The sequence below is a fragment of the Sorangium sp. So ce1036 genome (assembly GCF_051369805.1).
GTDB classification, from domain to species: Bacteria; Myxococcota_A; Polyangia; order Polyangiales; family Polyangiaceae; genus Sorangium; species Sorangium cellulosum_F.
Map to the genome: position 1 here is coordinate 4,817,108 of NZ_JBBMOX010000001.1, position 15,008 is coordinate 4,832,115.

The 15,008-nt window shown below is 72.5% G+C and carries 8 protein-coding genes; 2 read left to right on the forward strand and 6 right to left on the reverse strand.

Annotated features, from left to right (window positions below):
* Positions 1-50 precede the first annotated feature (50 nt).
* Positions 51-4,748, reverse strand: coding sequence for an nSTAND1 domain-containing NTPase (locus tag WMF31_RS18085; protein WP_436603143.1), 4,698 nt, complete (start codon positions 4,746-4,748; stop codon positions 51-53).
* A 769-nt stretch (positions 4,749-5,517) separates the two neighbouring features.
* On the opposite strand from WMF31_RS18085, the gene WMF31_RS18090 reads away from it, so the two are divergent.
* Positions 5,518-6,426 (forward strand): CAP domain-containing protein, encoded by a 909-nt coding sequence (locus tag WMF31_RS18090; RefSeq protein ID WP_436603144.1) that lies wholly within the window; start codon positions 5,518-5,520, stop codon positions 6,424-6,426.
* Positions 6,427-6,474: 48 nt separating this feature from the next.
* On the opposite strand, the gene WMF31_RS18095 is transcribed toward WMF31_RS18090, so the two are convergent.
* From WMF31_RS18095 to WMF31_RS18105, 3 genes are all read right to left on the reverse strand, one after another.
* Entirely contained in the window at positions 6,475-7,635 is a 1,161-nt protein-coding gene (locus WMF31_RS18095; protein WP_436603145.1) for an ATP-binding protein, read from the reverse strand.
* Complete coding sequence (locus tag WMF31_RS18100; RefSeq protein WP_436603146.1) at positions 7,632-8,918, reverse strand: sensor histidine kinase; 1,287 nt, start codon at positions 8,916-8,918, stop codon at positions 7,632-7,634. The genes WMF31_RS18095 and WMF31_RS18100 overlap by 4 nt, the downstream gene beginning before the upstream one ends.
* Before the next feature lie 458 nt (positions 8,919-9,376).
* A complete protein-coding gene (locus tag WMF31_RS18105) occupies positions 9,377-10,873 on the reverse strand; it encodes a cobalamin B12-binding domain-containing protein (RefSeq protein ID WP_436603147.1) in 1,497 nt (498 codons plus the stop codon).
* Positions 10,874-11,042: 169 nt separating this feature from the next.
* Between WMF31_RS18105 and pucL the strand changes: the two genes are divergently transcribed.
* Positions 11,043-11,891: a factor-independent urate hydroxylase gene (gene pucL, locus WMF31_RS18110; RefSeq protein WP_436603148.1), complete on the forward strand. Its 849-nt coding sequence runs from the start codon at positions 11,043-11,045 to the stop codon at positions 11,889-11,891.
* A 69-nt stretch (positions 11,892-11,960) separates the two neighbouring features.
* Here the strand turns inward: pucL and WMF31_RS18115 are convergent, their stop codons facing one another.
* Positions 11,961-13,796 carry an alpha-amylase family glycosyl hydrolase gene (locus WMF31_RS18115; protein ID WP_436603149.1) on the reverse strand — a complete coding sequence of 612 codons (1,836 nt, stop codon included), beginning with the start codon at positions 13,794-13,796 and terminating at the stop codon, positions 11,961-11,963.
* Between the two features lie 771 nt (positions 13,797-14,567).
* Positions 14,568-14,963, reverse strand: coding sequence for a hypothetical protein (locus tag WMF31_RS18120; protein WP_436603150.1), 396 nt, complete (start codon positions 14,961-14,963; stop codon positions 14,568-14,570).
* Positions 14,964-15,008: the final 45 nt, after the last annotated feature.

Below are 15,008 nucleotides of genomic sequence, written 5' to 3' on the forward strand. Positions count from 1 at the left end.
AGGGGCGCTGGCGGCCGCGCGCGGAGCCCTGGACGGGGGCGCCCCGCGGCTCACCGGTCGCCCTGCCGCGCCGCCTCCGGCCCCGGGGTCGCTGCGCGGGCCTCCTCGACGCGGCGCAGACAGGCTTGCTGATGGGCCTCGGCCAGGGCCTCGGGCACGCGAAGGAGCTCTATCCTGCGCTCGACGGGCATGCAGTAGGTGGTCGCGCGCCACAGCTTCGGGTCGTCGACACCGCGGAGCGGCTCCAGATCGGTCCACACCCGCACGACCTTGTCGTCGGACGCCCCGACGATGCGCTTGCCGTCGGGGCTGAACGCCACGCTGTTCGCCGCGGAGTCGGAGACGCGGAGCACCAGGGGCTCGCCGGAGCCGTCGGCGTTCCACACCCGCACGGTCTTGTCCTGCGATCCGGTGACGATGCGCGTGCCGTCGGGGCTGAACGCCACCCCGAGGACCCAGTGCTCGTGACCGTGGAGCTCCCGGGGCGCGCCGGAGCCGTCGGCGTTCCACACCCGAACGATCTTGTCGTCGGACGCGGTGGCGACGCGCTTGCCGTCAGGGCTGAACGCCACCGCGTAAACCCCCTCGTCGTGGCCAAGGACCGAGGGCACGCCGGAGCCGTCGGCGTCCCACACCCGAACGGTCTCGTCGTCGGACGCGGAGGCGATGCGCTCGCCGTCAGGGCTGAACGCCACCGACCAGACCACGTCGTCATGGCCCCGAAGGACCAGGGGCACGCCGGAGCCGTCGGCGTTCCACACGCGCACGGTCCTGTCCCACGACCCTGTGGCGATGCGCCGGCCATCGGGGCTGAACGCCACCGAATAGACCGGACCCGAATGACCCCTGAGGATGAGGGGCGCGCCGGAGCCGTCGGCGCTCCACACGCGCGCGGTCCTGTCCCACGATCCTGTGGCGATGCGCTGGCCATCGGGGCTGAACGCCGCCGAATAGACCGTATCCTCGTGCCCGCGAAGCACCAGGGGCGCGCCGGTGCCATCGGCGTTCCACACCCGCGCGGTCATGTCGAACGACGCGGAGACGATGCGCTGGCCATCGGGGCTGAACGCCGCCCCCATGACGCCGTTCCCGTGGCCGCGCAGGACGAGGGGATCGCTCGTCTCGTCGATGTCCCACACCCGCGCGGTCATGTCCTGCGACGCGGTGACGACGCGCTTGCCATCCGGGCTGAACATGGTGGACCGGACCGCTTCGTCGTGACCTCGGAGGACCAGGGGCTCGCCGGAGCCGTCGGCGTTCCACACCCGCGCCGTGTTGTCGAGCGACGCGGTGACGATGCGCCGGCCATCGGGGCTGAACGCCGCCCAGTAGACTCCATTCTCGTGAGCGCGGAGCTCCAGAGGCTCGCCCGCGTCGTCGACGCGCCACACCCGCGCGGTCTTGTCCTGCGACGCGGTGACGACGCGCTCGCCGTCGGGGCTGAACGACGCCGACGAGACCGCGCCCTCGTGGCCACGAAGGATGAGGGGCACGCCGGAGCCGTCGGCGCTCCACACCCGCGCGGTCTTGTCATACGACGCGGTGACGATGCGCTGGCCATCCGGGCTGAACGCCGCCGCCAGGACCCCGTCGTCGTGGCCCCGGAGGACGAGGGGCACGCCGGAGCCGTCGGCGCTCCACACCCGCGCGGTGCCGTCTCCGGAGGCGGTGACGATGCGCTGGCCATCCGGGCTGAACGCCGCCGAGTAGACCCGACCCGCGTGACCCCGGAGGACCAGGGGCTCGCCCGTGCCGTCGGCGTTCCACACCCGCGCGGTCTTGTCATACGACGCGGTGACGATGCGCTGGCCATCCGGGCTGAACACCGCCGAAAGCACCGAATCGGCGTGACCCCGGAGGACGAGGGGCTCGCCCGTGCCGTCGGCGCTCCACACCCGCGCGGTCTTGTCATACGACGCGGTGACGACGCGCTGCCCGTCGGGGCTGTAGCCCGCGAACAGGACCGCATCCGGATGGGTGAGCACCGCATGCGCGACCCGGCTGTGCAGCGCCCAGCGCGCGAGGACGGCCCACCCTCGCGGCATGTCGGGCGGCTCGACCTCCCGCAAGAGCGCGAGCACGGTCGTGGGGTCGGCCTGCAGCTCTCGCGCGGTCGCCATGCGGGTGGCGTTGCGCGCCAGCAGGGCCTCGGCCTGCGCGCGGGTCGTCGCCTCGGCGCGGATCGCCAGGTACGACACCGTGGGCGCGAGCGTGGCGACCGCGGCGAGCGCGCCCACGGCGAGGTGAAAGCGCCGGCGCCGCACGCGCTCGCAGAGCGCCACGACGGCCAGGAGATAGCGCTCCTCGCGCTTGCCGAGCCCGGCGCGCCACTCGGCGCCCAGCGCGGCGCGGCGGCGCTCGTACCACGCGCAGGCGTCGTGCGCCGTGCGATCACGCCAGAGCAGCCCCTGGGCCTGCCCGCTCGCCTCCCACGGCTGGGCCGCGGCGCGGAGCCGGGCCAGGAACTGCGCGTCCTGCTCGCTCTCGGCGAGCCACTGCCGGAGCTTCGCCCACCTGTCGATGAGCGACTCGTGCACCAGCTCCACGGTCGTGCCCTCGCGCTCGCCGCCGGTCTCGATGAGCAGGAGCCGCGCGTCGGCGAGGTGCTGGACCACCTGCGCGATCGCGCGCGCGGCGTCCTCCTCGCCGTCCGCCGCGAGCTCGCAGAGCTCGGCGAGGCTCACCACCGCGCGCGTGCGCTCGGGCGTGACCAGGCGCAGGAGCACCGCCCGCGTCAGCCGCTGCTCGCGCAGCGGCAGCGCCGAGAGCACCGCGTCCGCGTGGGCCGACAGGGCGCCGGCCACGCCGCCGAGCCGGTCATAGCCGTCGCGCGTCAGGAGCCGGCGCGCGCGATCCCGCGCCTCCCAGAGCTTCGTGGCCGTGAACTGGAGGAGCGGCAGGGGGCTGCGCGTGCGCTCGAGCGTGTCGAGCAAGTCCTCCACCATCTCCGGCGTCTCGAACCGGCAGGCGGTCGCCTCGAGCGGCCTCGTCAGGGCCTCGCGCAGGCCCTCGCGCCCCATCGGCGGCAGGAACGAGAGCCCGCGGGCCACCTCGGTCATGAACTGGTGATCCTCGGCCATGCGATCGAGGAAATCCGAGCGAACGGCGAGCAGGACGCGCAGGGGCGAGGAGGCGTCGTCGGCGACGCCCTCCAGGCAGGCGACGAACGCGGCCCGCTCCTCGCGGGAGGCGCCGAGCGTGTAGAGCTCCTCGAACTGATCGACGAAGACCAGGATACGATGCCTCGGCCCCTCACGGCGACAGCGCGCGCGCAGCACCGCGCCCAGGTAGCCCGGCTGGGCGCGCAGGGTGGCGACGAGCTCGTCATGGTCCAGGAGCTCGAGCGGGCCTGCCCTCGGGCCGGTGGACTCCGCCTCCGCCCCGACGATCTGCGCGAGCACGTCGACGAGCGCGGACAGGGGGCGGCGCCCCGGGCGCAGGACGAACACCTCCCCGCGGTCGCCGGAGCGCTTCAGGGCCGGGATCACGCCCGCGCGCACGAACGACGATTTGCCCGCGCCGGACGGCCCGGCGACGGCCACGAGCTGCTGCTTGTGGAGCCTCGCCACCATGGCCGCGACCTCGCGCTCGCGGCCGAAGAACCGCGCGGCGTCCTCCTCCTGGAACGCGGAGAGGCCGGCGAACGGCGGCTCGTCCCCCCCCGGCGCGGGCGCCCTGCGGCCGGGCAGGAGCGCCTCGAGCTCGGCGAGGAGCTCCTTCGCCGAGCCGATGCGCTCGGCGGCGCGCTTCTTCAGGCAGCGGTCGATCACGGCGCCGAGCGCGCCGGCCTCCGGGCGCTCCTCGGCGCTGGGCATGGGGACGTCGAGGGCGGCGATGTCCATGAGCCGCGCCAGCGAGAACGGGTCGAGCGGGTGCGCCCCCGTGACCAGCTCGTAGAGCATGATGCCCACGGCCCAGAGGTCCGCGCGAGGGTCGATGTCCAGGCGCAGCAGCTGCTCCGGCGACATGTACCGGGGCGTGCCGAGGATCGAGCTCTCCGGCGCCGCGCCGGCGCCTCCGGGGAGCGCGGCCTGCACGTCCGTGACCGTCGAGGCGAGCCGGGCCTCGATCTGGCTGGCGATGCCGAAATCGAGCACCTTGATGCACCCCGATTCATCCAGCACGATGTTCTCCGGCTTGAGATCGCGGTGCACGATCCCGAGCTCGTGCGCGCAGACGAGCGCGCGGAGCACCGGGATCATGATCTCGACGGCCAGGCTGGGCGACACCGCTCGGGGCTGCGCGTGCGCGCCGGGCGCGTCGGGGACCTCGCGCTGGTTGATCCATTCGTGCAGCGTGCGGCCCTTGACGTACTCGAGCACGAGGTAGGGGTGTCCGCGGATCTCGTCGACCTCGTGGATGACCACGATGTTCTCGTGGCGGCAGCGCGCCGTGGCCCGCGCCTCGGCCAGGAAGCGCCCGGCTCCTTGCCCGCCGTGCTCGCGGAGGAACTTGATCGCGACCAGGCGGCCGAGCCGCGTATCGCGGGCCAGGAACACGACGCTCATGCCGCCCTGACCCAGCTTGCGGATGACCTCGTAATGCTTGATGGTGTCGCCGATGTCCGCGGGCATGTCGCCCGCGACGGGGAGATGCGGCGTCGTCGTCGCGTCGGTCCCGAGGGGCGCGGCGCCGGGCGCCACCGCCGTCTCCGCCTCCCCGGTCGGCGCATCCGGGAGGCGCCTCGGCGAGGGTTGTTGCAGCGGGCGCACCCCGGATGCCCGGCACTTCTCGCCCTTCCGGTTCATCTCAGGCCCTCCGCGCGGCGCGCCGAGCCCGCCTGGCGGGGCTCTCCCGGAGCAGCGAGAGGAGTTCGTGGCGGCCCTGGAACACCGCCCCTGGGGCGAGACTCTCCTGGTTCATCGCAGCCTCTCCGGTCGCGGCCGTCCGCCCTGTGGCACCACCGCGTGAACGTCTCCATGCCACGAGAGCATCGCGACGAGCACGGATGTCGAGCTCTCCAGGCGCGCGCGCGGGGGAGAGCCCGAGGCTGGGGCCGATCGGATGCTCGGGCAGCCGAGCTTCGCTACCCATCACTTCATTACATAGAGTGACCCCCGCTCGTCGTCCGGCGCCAGGGCGCCGCGCGCCGCGGAGGGCGCGGCGCGATGTACCGGACGAGCACAGCGCGGTGACGCTGCCCGATACGGTCGCTCGCTCGCGCGACAGGGGCGCTGCGGCCGGGCGGACGCACGCCGCCACGCCCGGCACGCCGGAGGGGGGCGGACGGATCGCAGCATCGAGGCGGGCGGGCGACCATGACTCCTGCCTCCCTGCTGCCGGCGGGTGAGCCGGGCCGGCGAAGCGCCGGTGATTCGGGCCCTCCCTCGGTGAGGCGCAGTGCCTGTCAGTTCAATGGCGTTCGAAATTGATAGATGGTGGCCTGTGTGGCGTGTGCGCCCCTGGACGCACAGGAGGGTTGAGCGTCAGCCTATCGTGTGTGCGGATCACTCATGCAAAAGTGTGGCGTAATCGGTAAAGGTTGAGCATGCCACGGAATGCCAATAGACTTGTCCGATGCTTGACTCATCGATTCGTCAATGTGCAATCGGGCTCACCGCGGCGCTCCTCGTTTCGGCGCTCGCTGGCTGCGTGGGCGAGCTGGGCGGCGGTGCGGTCGACGGCGAAGACAGCGAGATATCGAGCGAGCCCGGCGCCGGGAGCCACGGTGTCGGCAGCGGCGGATCCTCCACCGCGGGCAGCGGTGTCGCTGGCAGCGGCACCGCGGGCAGCGGCGGCGGTGTCGCTGGCAGCGGCGGATCCTCCACCGCGGGCAGCGGTGTCACGGGCAGCGGCGGTGGCGTTCCCGGTGGTGGCGCCGCTGGCGGCGGCGGGGGCGACGGCCCGGGCTCCGGCGGGAGCAACGGCGCTGGTAGCGGCGGGGGCGACGGCCCGGGCAGCGGCGGGGGCGCCGGCGGGAGCAACGGCGGCGGCGGGGGGGGCCCGGGCAGCGGCGGCAACGACGGCCCGGGCTCCGGCGGGAGCAACGGCGGCGGCGGGGGCCCGGGCAGCGGCGGGAGCAGCGGCTCGGGCGGCGGCGACGACGGCTCGGGCAGCGTGCAGCAGCTCTGCGTCGATACGATCAACCAGCACCGCGCCACGCTCGGGTTGCCGCCCCTGATGCGGTGGGTCGAGGCCGAGTCGTGCTCGGACGGAGAGGCCGAATCCGACAGCAAGACCGGCACGGCGCACGGCGCGTTCGGCGCCTGCCACGAGGGGGCTCAGAACGAGTGCCCCGGCTGGCCAGGGCCCGCCGAATCCATGATCGGCCGGTGCCTGCAAATGATGTGGGACGAGGGGCCCGGCGAGGATTTCTCGAAGCACGGCCATTTCCTCAACATGAGCAGCACCTCGTACACGAAGGTGGCCTGCGGGTTTCACACCCTCCCCGATGGGCGCGTCTGGGCGGTGCAGAACTTCCGGTGACCGGCACGGCGGGGGGCGCCGCCCTGCCGGGCTCCCCGGCGCGGCGGGTCACCGCGCGGACAGCGGGAGCGTGAAGAGCACCCGCGTTCCCCGGCCCAGCTCGCTCTCCACGCGGATGGCGCCGCCGTGGCGCTCGACGAGCGCCTTGCAGATCGACAGGCCGAGACCGGTGCTCTTCTCGCCGCCGGTCGACCGGGTGCTCGTCCTCCGGAACTTGCAGAAGAGATCGCTGATCTCCTCCGGGCGAATGCCCAGGCCCTGATCCTCGACCGTCACCAGGGCCGCCCCATCCGCCGCCCGCGCGCTCACCGTCACCGTCGTGCCCGGATGGGAGAACTTGAACGCATTGCTGAGCAGGTTGCTCAGCACCTGCTCGATCCGCTCGACATCGCACCGGACCTGCGGAATCCCGGCGGGGACATCGACCACCACGGCGATGCCCTTCTGGCGGGCGCTGTGCTCGTTCAGGGACACGGCCGCCGCGATGAGGCTCCTCAGATCGGCGTCCTGCTCCCGCAGCGCGACGTCCCCGTGCTCCAGCATGGTGATGTCGAGCAGGTCCTCGAGGAGCTGCAGCGTGAACCCGGCGTTCGACTGGATCTTCTGGAGATGGCCCCGGGGATCCTTGCGGGGATCGCCGGCGCTCTTGAGCAGCATCGTCGCGAGCCACTGGATCGCCGCGATCGGATTGCGCAGGTCGTGCGCGGCGATGCCCACGAACTCCTGGATCGTCTGGTTCAGCCCGACGAGCTCCTGGTTCTCCCGCTCGAGCCCCTCCGCCTTCGCCTGGAGGCTGCCGAGGAGCCGCCGGCTCTCCCACAGGCGATCGTGCTGGCAGAACGCGTCCCGGACCACGGCGGCGAGCGTGTCCGGATCCCAGGGCTTGGCGATGAACCGGTACACGCCGCCCTCGTTGATCGCCTGGATCGCCGCGCTCGTGTCCGCGTACGCGGTCATCAGCAGCCGGACGGTGTCCGGGAAATCGGCCCTCACCCTCGCGTGAAACTCCGTGCCGGTCATGCCCGGCATCCGCTGGTCGCTGAGGACGACCTGGACGCGACGCTCGCGCAGGAGCGCGTACCCCTGCTCGGCGCTCTCCGCGACGAGGACCTCGTAGTCGCGCCGGAGCTCGCGGCGGAGCGCCTTCAAGGTCTCCCGCTCGTCGTCCACGATGAGCAGCGTGCGCTGCTCGGAGGCCGCTCGTGTCATCGAGCCCGCTCCTTCGGCAGCACGATCGTGAAGGTGCTCCCGACGCCCGGCGTCGATCGGGCCGAGAGCGCGCCGCCGTGCTGATCGACGATGATCTTGTGCGAGATGGTGAGCCCGAGCCCGGTCCCCTGTCCGACGGGCTTGGTCGTGAAGAACGGATCGAAGATCCTCCCGAGGACGTCGGGGGTCATCCCGGCGCCGTTGTCCTCGAAATCGAGGGCCACCTGGCTCCCCTCGTCGCGCGCGCGGATCGCGATCCGACCGCCCCCTCTGCCGCGGCACTCGACCGCCTGGACGGCGTTGATGAGGAGGTTCAGGAACACCTGGCCGATCTCCGCCGGCATGCAGCGCAGCCGCGGCAGGTCGGCCCAGTCGATCGTCACCCGGACGTCGGCGCCCTTCAGCATCGGACCCGCGATCTCGAGCGTGCTGTCGAGGCTCTCTCGCAGATCGGAGAGCTCCACGTCGGCCCGGTCGATCCGCATGAAGGTCCGGAGATTCTCCACGATCCTCTGCACGCGCGAGAGCCCGGCCAGGGTGCCTTTCACGAGATCGCCCGCGTCCTCGCGCAGGAACTCGAGATCGATCTCGCCCCGGAGCGCCCCGGCGAGCTCCCGCAGGCCGTGGGGCCCTTCGCGGAGGACCGCCCCATCGAGCGCCTGATACGCGGCGACGAGCCGCTCCAGCGACCCGCCCAGGGTGCGCACGTTGCTGCGGACGAAGGCGAGCGGGTTGTTGATCTCGTGGGCCATCCCCGCGGCGAGCTTGCCGAGCGCGTTCATCTTCTCCGCGTGGACGAGCATCGCCTGCGTGGCCTGGAGCTGCTCGAGCGATCGCTCGAGGGCCCTCTGCTCGGAGACGAGGCTCCTCTGCAGGTTCGTGATCTTCGAGTTGAGCGCGGACACCTCGGCGATGACGCGCTCGAGCTCGACGACGTCGAACTCGGCCAGGATCAGCAGATCTTCGCCCACCCGCCAGACCTCGCCCATCAGGCTGTGCGCGCGCGCGCTGAGATCCCCGAAATGCAGGATGCCCCGGTAGATCGGCGCCTCGCCGCCCTGGCCTGCCGCGGCGAGCTGCAGGAAGGTGGGGCTGACGAGGCGAGCGGCCGCGCGAGGCGGCCCGTCGTCCTCGCCGACCAGCCGGCGCATCCCTCGGTTCTGGAGCCGCGGGGCGCCGTCCGGCGTGAAGACGCCGATCGCCAGCGCGGTGGCGTCCATGAGGAAAGAGCAGGCCAGCTCCGCAATCCGGCCGCCGAGCGCCTGCCCCTCGGGCGGGATCATGAGCGAGGTTTCTTCGCTTTCTCCTGTGCTTCGCAGCTCGCGCGATTCCATTGGAATGCAGCCCTCATCGCCGGTCGCGGTGAGGTGATGTGTTTGGCAAGCCCGCGCGGCGGTCGCTATGCCTATTGCGTACCGAGCTGGATCTCGGCTCCCCTCTTATGGGGGCTGGGCGACAGCGGCGCCATCCCGCGAAGAGGAGGGAAAATGGAGCGAGCTCCGGTGCGCCGGTCCCCGTCGGTACGATCGACCGGGGGATGCGCCAGGTCCTCGCCGCGGCCGGCCGCCTCGCCGGCGGGTGGGGGCTCCGGGCGCTGCCCCTGCCCGGCGACGTCGCCGCTGCGGCCGGCAGGTCTCCGGGGGAGTCGGTGGTGATGCGCTCCGCCGCGCTCGAAGGGGGGCAGGGAGGAGTCGCTGAGGATCGCCGCCGTCGCCGCGCCGGGGCGGCGGACCGGCGGGGATCATGGGCGTCGCGCCGCGAGGAGCCTCTCTGCCACGGGGACCGCCCCCTCCGCGCTGGGCGCTGAGCCGTCGGCGCCGAGCTGCCTCCAGAGGTCGTGGACGATGCGGAAGGGCCGGCCGCCGACGAGGAGGACGACGTTCCGGCACGCGGCGTCGCCGCGCGCGGCGTCGATCAGCGCGCGGACGCCGGGGAGGTGATCGCTGAGCGAGGCCGACACCGCGAGGACGTCGGCCCCCCGGCGAGCGACCTCGTGGAGCACGTGCTCGGTCGGCGCGTTGGCCCCGAGATAGTAGGTGTCCCACCCGGCCATCTCGAAGAAGTCGGCCACGAAGCGCGCGCCGACCTCGTGGAGGTTCCCCTGCACCGCGGTGGCCACGAGGCGGCGATTGACGCGCTCGGCGCTGAAGATGAGCGGATAGAGCCGGCTCAGGATCATCTGGGTGACGGCCGTGCAGTAGTGCTCCTCGGCGACGCTGATCCGGTTGAGATGCCAGAGCCGGCCCACCTCGTACTGGCACGGCTCGAAGACGTGAGCATAGATGTCCTTGACGGGCGTGCCCGCCTCGACCGCCTCCATGATGAGCGCGTGGGCTCGCGCCCGGTCGCCCGCGCGGAGCGCGTCGAAGTAGCGGCGCGCGAGGGCGGCGAGCGGGGCGTCGGGGTCGAGGTAGCTCGGCGCCTCGATCGCGGGCGAGGTGAGCCTGTCGAGCGCCGCGGCGACGTACCGGCGCGGGGCGTCGGCGAGGTGCGGAGGGAGCGCGATCGCGAGCACGTCGCGCACGGCGCCGAGGTGGCCCACGAGCTCGGCGGGGGCGAGGCCGCGGCGGACGAGCAGCGTCTGCGTCCAGTCCGCGTACTCGACGAAGATCTCTTCCGCCCCGAGCCTGAGCGCGGCGGCGAGCTGGGCGAGGTGGAACCCGGCGTCCTCGAGGCAGCGTGCGCGCCGCTCGCCGTGGGCGAGCGCGTCGGCCGGCCGCCGCATGTACGCGAGCGCCACGGTCATCCGGGTGATGCGCGGCCCCGCCTGCTCCAGGGCCTCCGCCGCCGAGGCGGCCGCGCGCTCGTCGGCGACGGCGGGGATGGCCGCGAGCTCGGCCGGCGTCACGAGCGGCGAGGCCTCGATGCGCCGCCGGCCAGCCTCGAGCGCGCGCTGCGCGGTCCGCGAGAGCGCGGGGTCGAGCTGCTCGCCGACGCTCTCGCGCAGCGCGTCCAGCGCGGCGCCGAGCGCTCCCCGCGGCGCCCCGATCCCCGCGGAGAACACCGCGCTCCAGGCGCAGTACTCGCTGAACTCCTCGGGCCCCAGGCCGCGGAGCGCCGCCGCGAGCGCGTCGATGTGCGCCCCGATGTCCCGGCGGCGACGCGCGAGCTCGTCGCGCTCGCCGTCGGGGCGCCGCCCGGCCGCCCCGGCCTCCAGGCGGTCGAGCGCGGCGTCCGTCAACGACGCCCGGTGGGCGAGGAGTTGCTTGGCGGCCCTCTCGCGTCGTGCGATCGCCATGCCGCTTCTCTTGGGCGGGGGCGCCGACGGGCGCACGTCCCATGGCGCACGGGCTCGCCCGAGCGCACCACCCTCCGGAGCGCCGAGCTTGAGCTCGCCTCATCGCTCAAGCTACGATCTCGCCGCGTTGCGCCGGAGCGCCGTCGCCCGGCGCGGGAGCTGAAGGACGATGTCGACCTCCCTCGTGCAGAACAGCTACGGCAAATCGCGGGTGCGGCTGGTCAAGGTCCGCCGGGCGGACGGGCGGCACGAGCTCACCGACCTCTCCGTCGATGTCCAGCTCGCGGGCGATTTCGACGACGCCTACACGCGGGGCGACAACAGCAGGGTGCTGCCCACGGACACGATGAAGAACACCGTGTACGCGCTCGCGAAGGGCCACCCGGTGGAGCCGATCGAGGACTTCGGCGTCCTGCTCGCCGAGCACTTCCTCGGCAAGCCCCACGTCCGGCGGGTGAGGATCGCGATCACGGAGCACGTCTGGTCGCGCATCGACGCCGGCGGCGGGCCGCACCGGCACGCCTTCCTCCGCGCCGGCCAGGAGCGGCGCACGGCGGAGATCTCGGCGGCGTCCGCCTCGGAGATCGCCGTCGAGTCCGGCATCGCGGATCTGCTCGTCCTCAAGACCACCGGATCGGCGTTCTCGGGCTTCCCGCGCGATCAGTTCACCACGCTGAAGGAGGCCGACGACCGCATCCTCGCGACGGTCATGGTCGCGCGCTGGCGGACGGCGGGGCGCGACGAGGCCCCCACGAGGACGTGGGAGGCCGCCCGCCGCGCCCTGCTCGAGACGTTCGCCGAGCAGCACAGCCTCTCGGTGCAGCACACCCTCCACGCGCTGGGAGAGGCGGTGTTCGCGGCGTGCCCCGCCATCTCCGAGGTGAGCCTGTCGCTGCCCAACAAGCACTGCCTGCTCGTCGATCTCTCGCCCTTCGGGCTCGCCAACGAGGGAGAGATCTTCGTCCCGGTGGACGAGCCGCACGGGTTGATCGAGGCCACCCTGAAGCGGGGAGGGTGACGCCGCGCGAGCGCTCGCCCCGGCGCGCGGCGCGGGGGGCGGTGCGCGCCGCCCCGGCCACGGCCTGGCCTACCGCGGCGTGAAGATCCGGACGTCCCACGGATCGAGGTCGAGCGCGAGCGCGCCCGCGTCGAGGCGCGCGGCGGCGCCGCTCAGGCGCTCGCGCAGGCCCCCGCGCGCCCTCGTGGCGAACGGCTCCGGCACGACCAGCCGCTTGCTCACCGGCTGGTCGCTGAAGTTCAGCACGACGAGCGCCAGGCCGGGCTCGCCGTCGGCATACCTGAGGTAGGCGAGGACCTCGTCGTCCGGCCCGGCGTGCACCGTGAGGAGCCCCGGGGACCGGAGCGCCGCGGTGGAGCGCCGGAGCCGGATCAGCCGCTCGTAATGGCGGAGCAGATCGTCGCGCGCGGGTCGCGCGACCGGCGTGAGGCCCGCGTAGGGCTCGTACTCGGCGCCGATCTCGTCGAACGAGTAGATGCACGGGATGCCCGGGAGCGTCAGCAGCGCCGCGGCCGCGACGCGCGTCAGCCCTGGCCCGTGGCGGGTGATGAAGCGGGCGCCGGTGTCGTTGTTGTTGATGAACCTGAGCGTCCGCTCGGGGCGCGGGGTGCTCCGCGCCGTCTCGGCGAGCGCCGCGTCGAGCCGCGCCGCGATGCCGCGCGGCGACGCGAACACCCCTTCCCAGGCCCAGCGCCCGAGCTGCTCGGTCCAGTCGTAGGCCGCGTCGAACCCGTGCCGCACGTAGTACGGGTCGCGCGCCGAGGCCTCGGCGACGAGGAGCAGCTCGGGGTTCACACGCCGGAGCTCGGCGGCCCAGGCGGGCCAGAAGTCTGGCCGGCGCTCCTTGATGCCCCACGCCGCGTCGACGCGGTAGCCGTCGATGCCGAACCGACGCACCCAGTGCAGCGAGACCTCGCGCATCCAGCGATCGACCTCGGCGTTATCGTAGTTCAGGTTGGGCAGGTGCTCCCAGTCGAAGTAGTGGGTGGGCTCTCCCTCGTCGTCGCGATCGTAGAAAGAGAAGTAATGGTGACGGCCTTTGCTCTGCTCGGCCTTCAGGAAATACGGGTGCTCTGCGGAGGAGTGGTTCGGCACGAGATCGAGCAGGACCCGGAGGTCGCGCCGGTGGGCGTCGTCGACGAGCTCCTTCAGGTCCTCTTCCGTCCCGTAGTCGCCGCGGACCGTGGAGTAATCGGTGACGGCGTAACCGAAGTCGCCCCGGGGAGCCGCGAAGATCGGGGACAGCCAGATCGCCGTCACGCCGAGCCGCTCGAGCGTGGGCAGGGCGGCGCGCACGCTCGAGAGCGGCGGGGATCCGAAGAACGGCGGCACGACGCCGTACACGACGGCCTCGTCGATCCAGGCCGGCGCGCCCGCCGCGTCTTGCCCCTCGCGCGGCGCTGCGGCGCGCGCGGCGTCGCTCCGGCCGCGCGCGTCGCGCACCCGGAGCTCGTACAGCGCGGGGGCGCCGGCGTCCGGCGCGGGCAACTCGATGTGAGGGCCGTGGCCGACGTGCTCCGGCGGCGCGCCGTCGCGCAGCCGGTACCAGTCGAACGCGACGAGCTCGGTGCGCGAGCGCTCGGCCGGCTCGCTGCCGGCGGCGTCGAGGACGAGCCTGTCGCCCGCGCGCGTCGCGCGGGCGTGGGCCCTGGGCGCGTCGCGCAGCATCACGCGGTACCGGACGCGCTGCGAGCGCAGCTCGCCCCCGCTCTTCTCCCGGCAACTCGCGAAGATCACGTTTTCCCCTTCGCGCAGCGGAACGTCGGCGGAGAGCCGCTGCCGGTCGACGGCGGCGGGGAGGGGGTCATTGCCCACCTGCACCACGCAGCGCTCCAGCGTCCCCGGTCCGACGAGGGCGCCGTGGATGCGCGCGCTGAAGGCCCAGACCTCGGCGTCGCCGGCCATGAGCTCCAGGCGGGCCTGCGCCGCGCCGGGCGCGGCCTGCGCTCCCGGCGTCGCAGCCGGCTCGCAGGACGACGCGGAAACGAGCAGCGCCGCAGTCCATGCGAGCCTCTCGAGCGGTCGCGGACGGTGAGCCGGGAGAGGCGCGCGATGTCGCCGGCCAAGCAGGCTTCCTTCGCTGGACACGACCGGTGGAGAGGAGGGCGGAGCCGGGGGCGAGGGGGGCGAGCGGCGGAGGACGCGCTTCACCATGTCGGATCGAGCAACCATGAAGGCCGGGGCACTGCGTGCCAGCGATGCAAAATTCGTCAGCGCTCCGTGCGGAGCGTGGGGAGCAAACCGCATCCCGCCTCGCCCCGTCAACTCCCATTCTCGTGGAGCGGCGAGCGGTGCGGACCGATGTGGGGCGGCCTCATAACACCCTCCTACTATCCCGTCTCCCTCGTCGGTGTTCACCAAGCTCATCCGTTCACGAGCAGGGCCCCAGGCCCGACCCCCAGCGGTAACGTAAACGTAAACGTCTGAGCATCCGTCACATCTCGCCTAACCTCGCGAAATTACTCGCATTTGGCCTGAGGAAAAAGTCCAATCATTTCGAGGGCTTGAGCGAGATGTGACGGATGATGAGACGACCACGTTCACGTTGGTGATCGCTGGGGGGGCGGGCTTGGTGCCCTGATCGCGAGTGAACGAGCCTGGTGAACACCGATGTCCGGGGGGGCGACAAACATTACCAGTGGTCCGGCATCAGCTCGAGAGATGCTCCCGGTGCCTTCACGGCCAGACGATCACCTGCCACCCAGGTGCCGTGTCCCAGATGTCTCCGGATTCGGTGAGGCACTCCTGGATCCAGATCTCCTCGATGGTGCTGGCGTCGAAGTGGAGGCTGAAATACTCGTAGCTGCTGTTGTTTCCGTCCGTGTCGGCGACGAACTCCTCGCGGGGAAAGAAATCGTCGTCATACCATGCCTGGATCTGGAGGCAGGCTCCATGTCCGTCGCTCAGGGTGTCGCGGACGTAGCCTGTGACGTAGACGCGGTTGCCGCTCACATAGGCGTTTCCCTGTGCGTGGGCACCTACAATGTCGGAAGCGCTGTACGTGTTGCCCTTCCAGGAGCCCGCCGTCGTCAGCGCGCCGGCCTGGGTCGCGAGGGCGCTGATGGAACCCACCGCTGCGGCGACACCGACGCGACGAGCCCATCTACCCATGGCGTA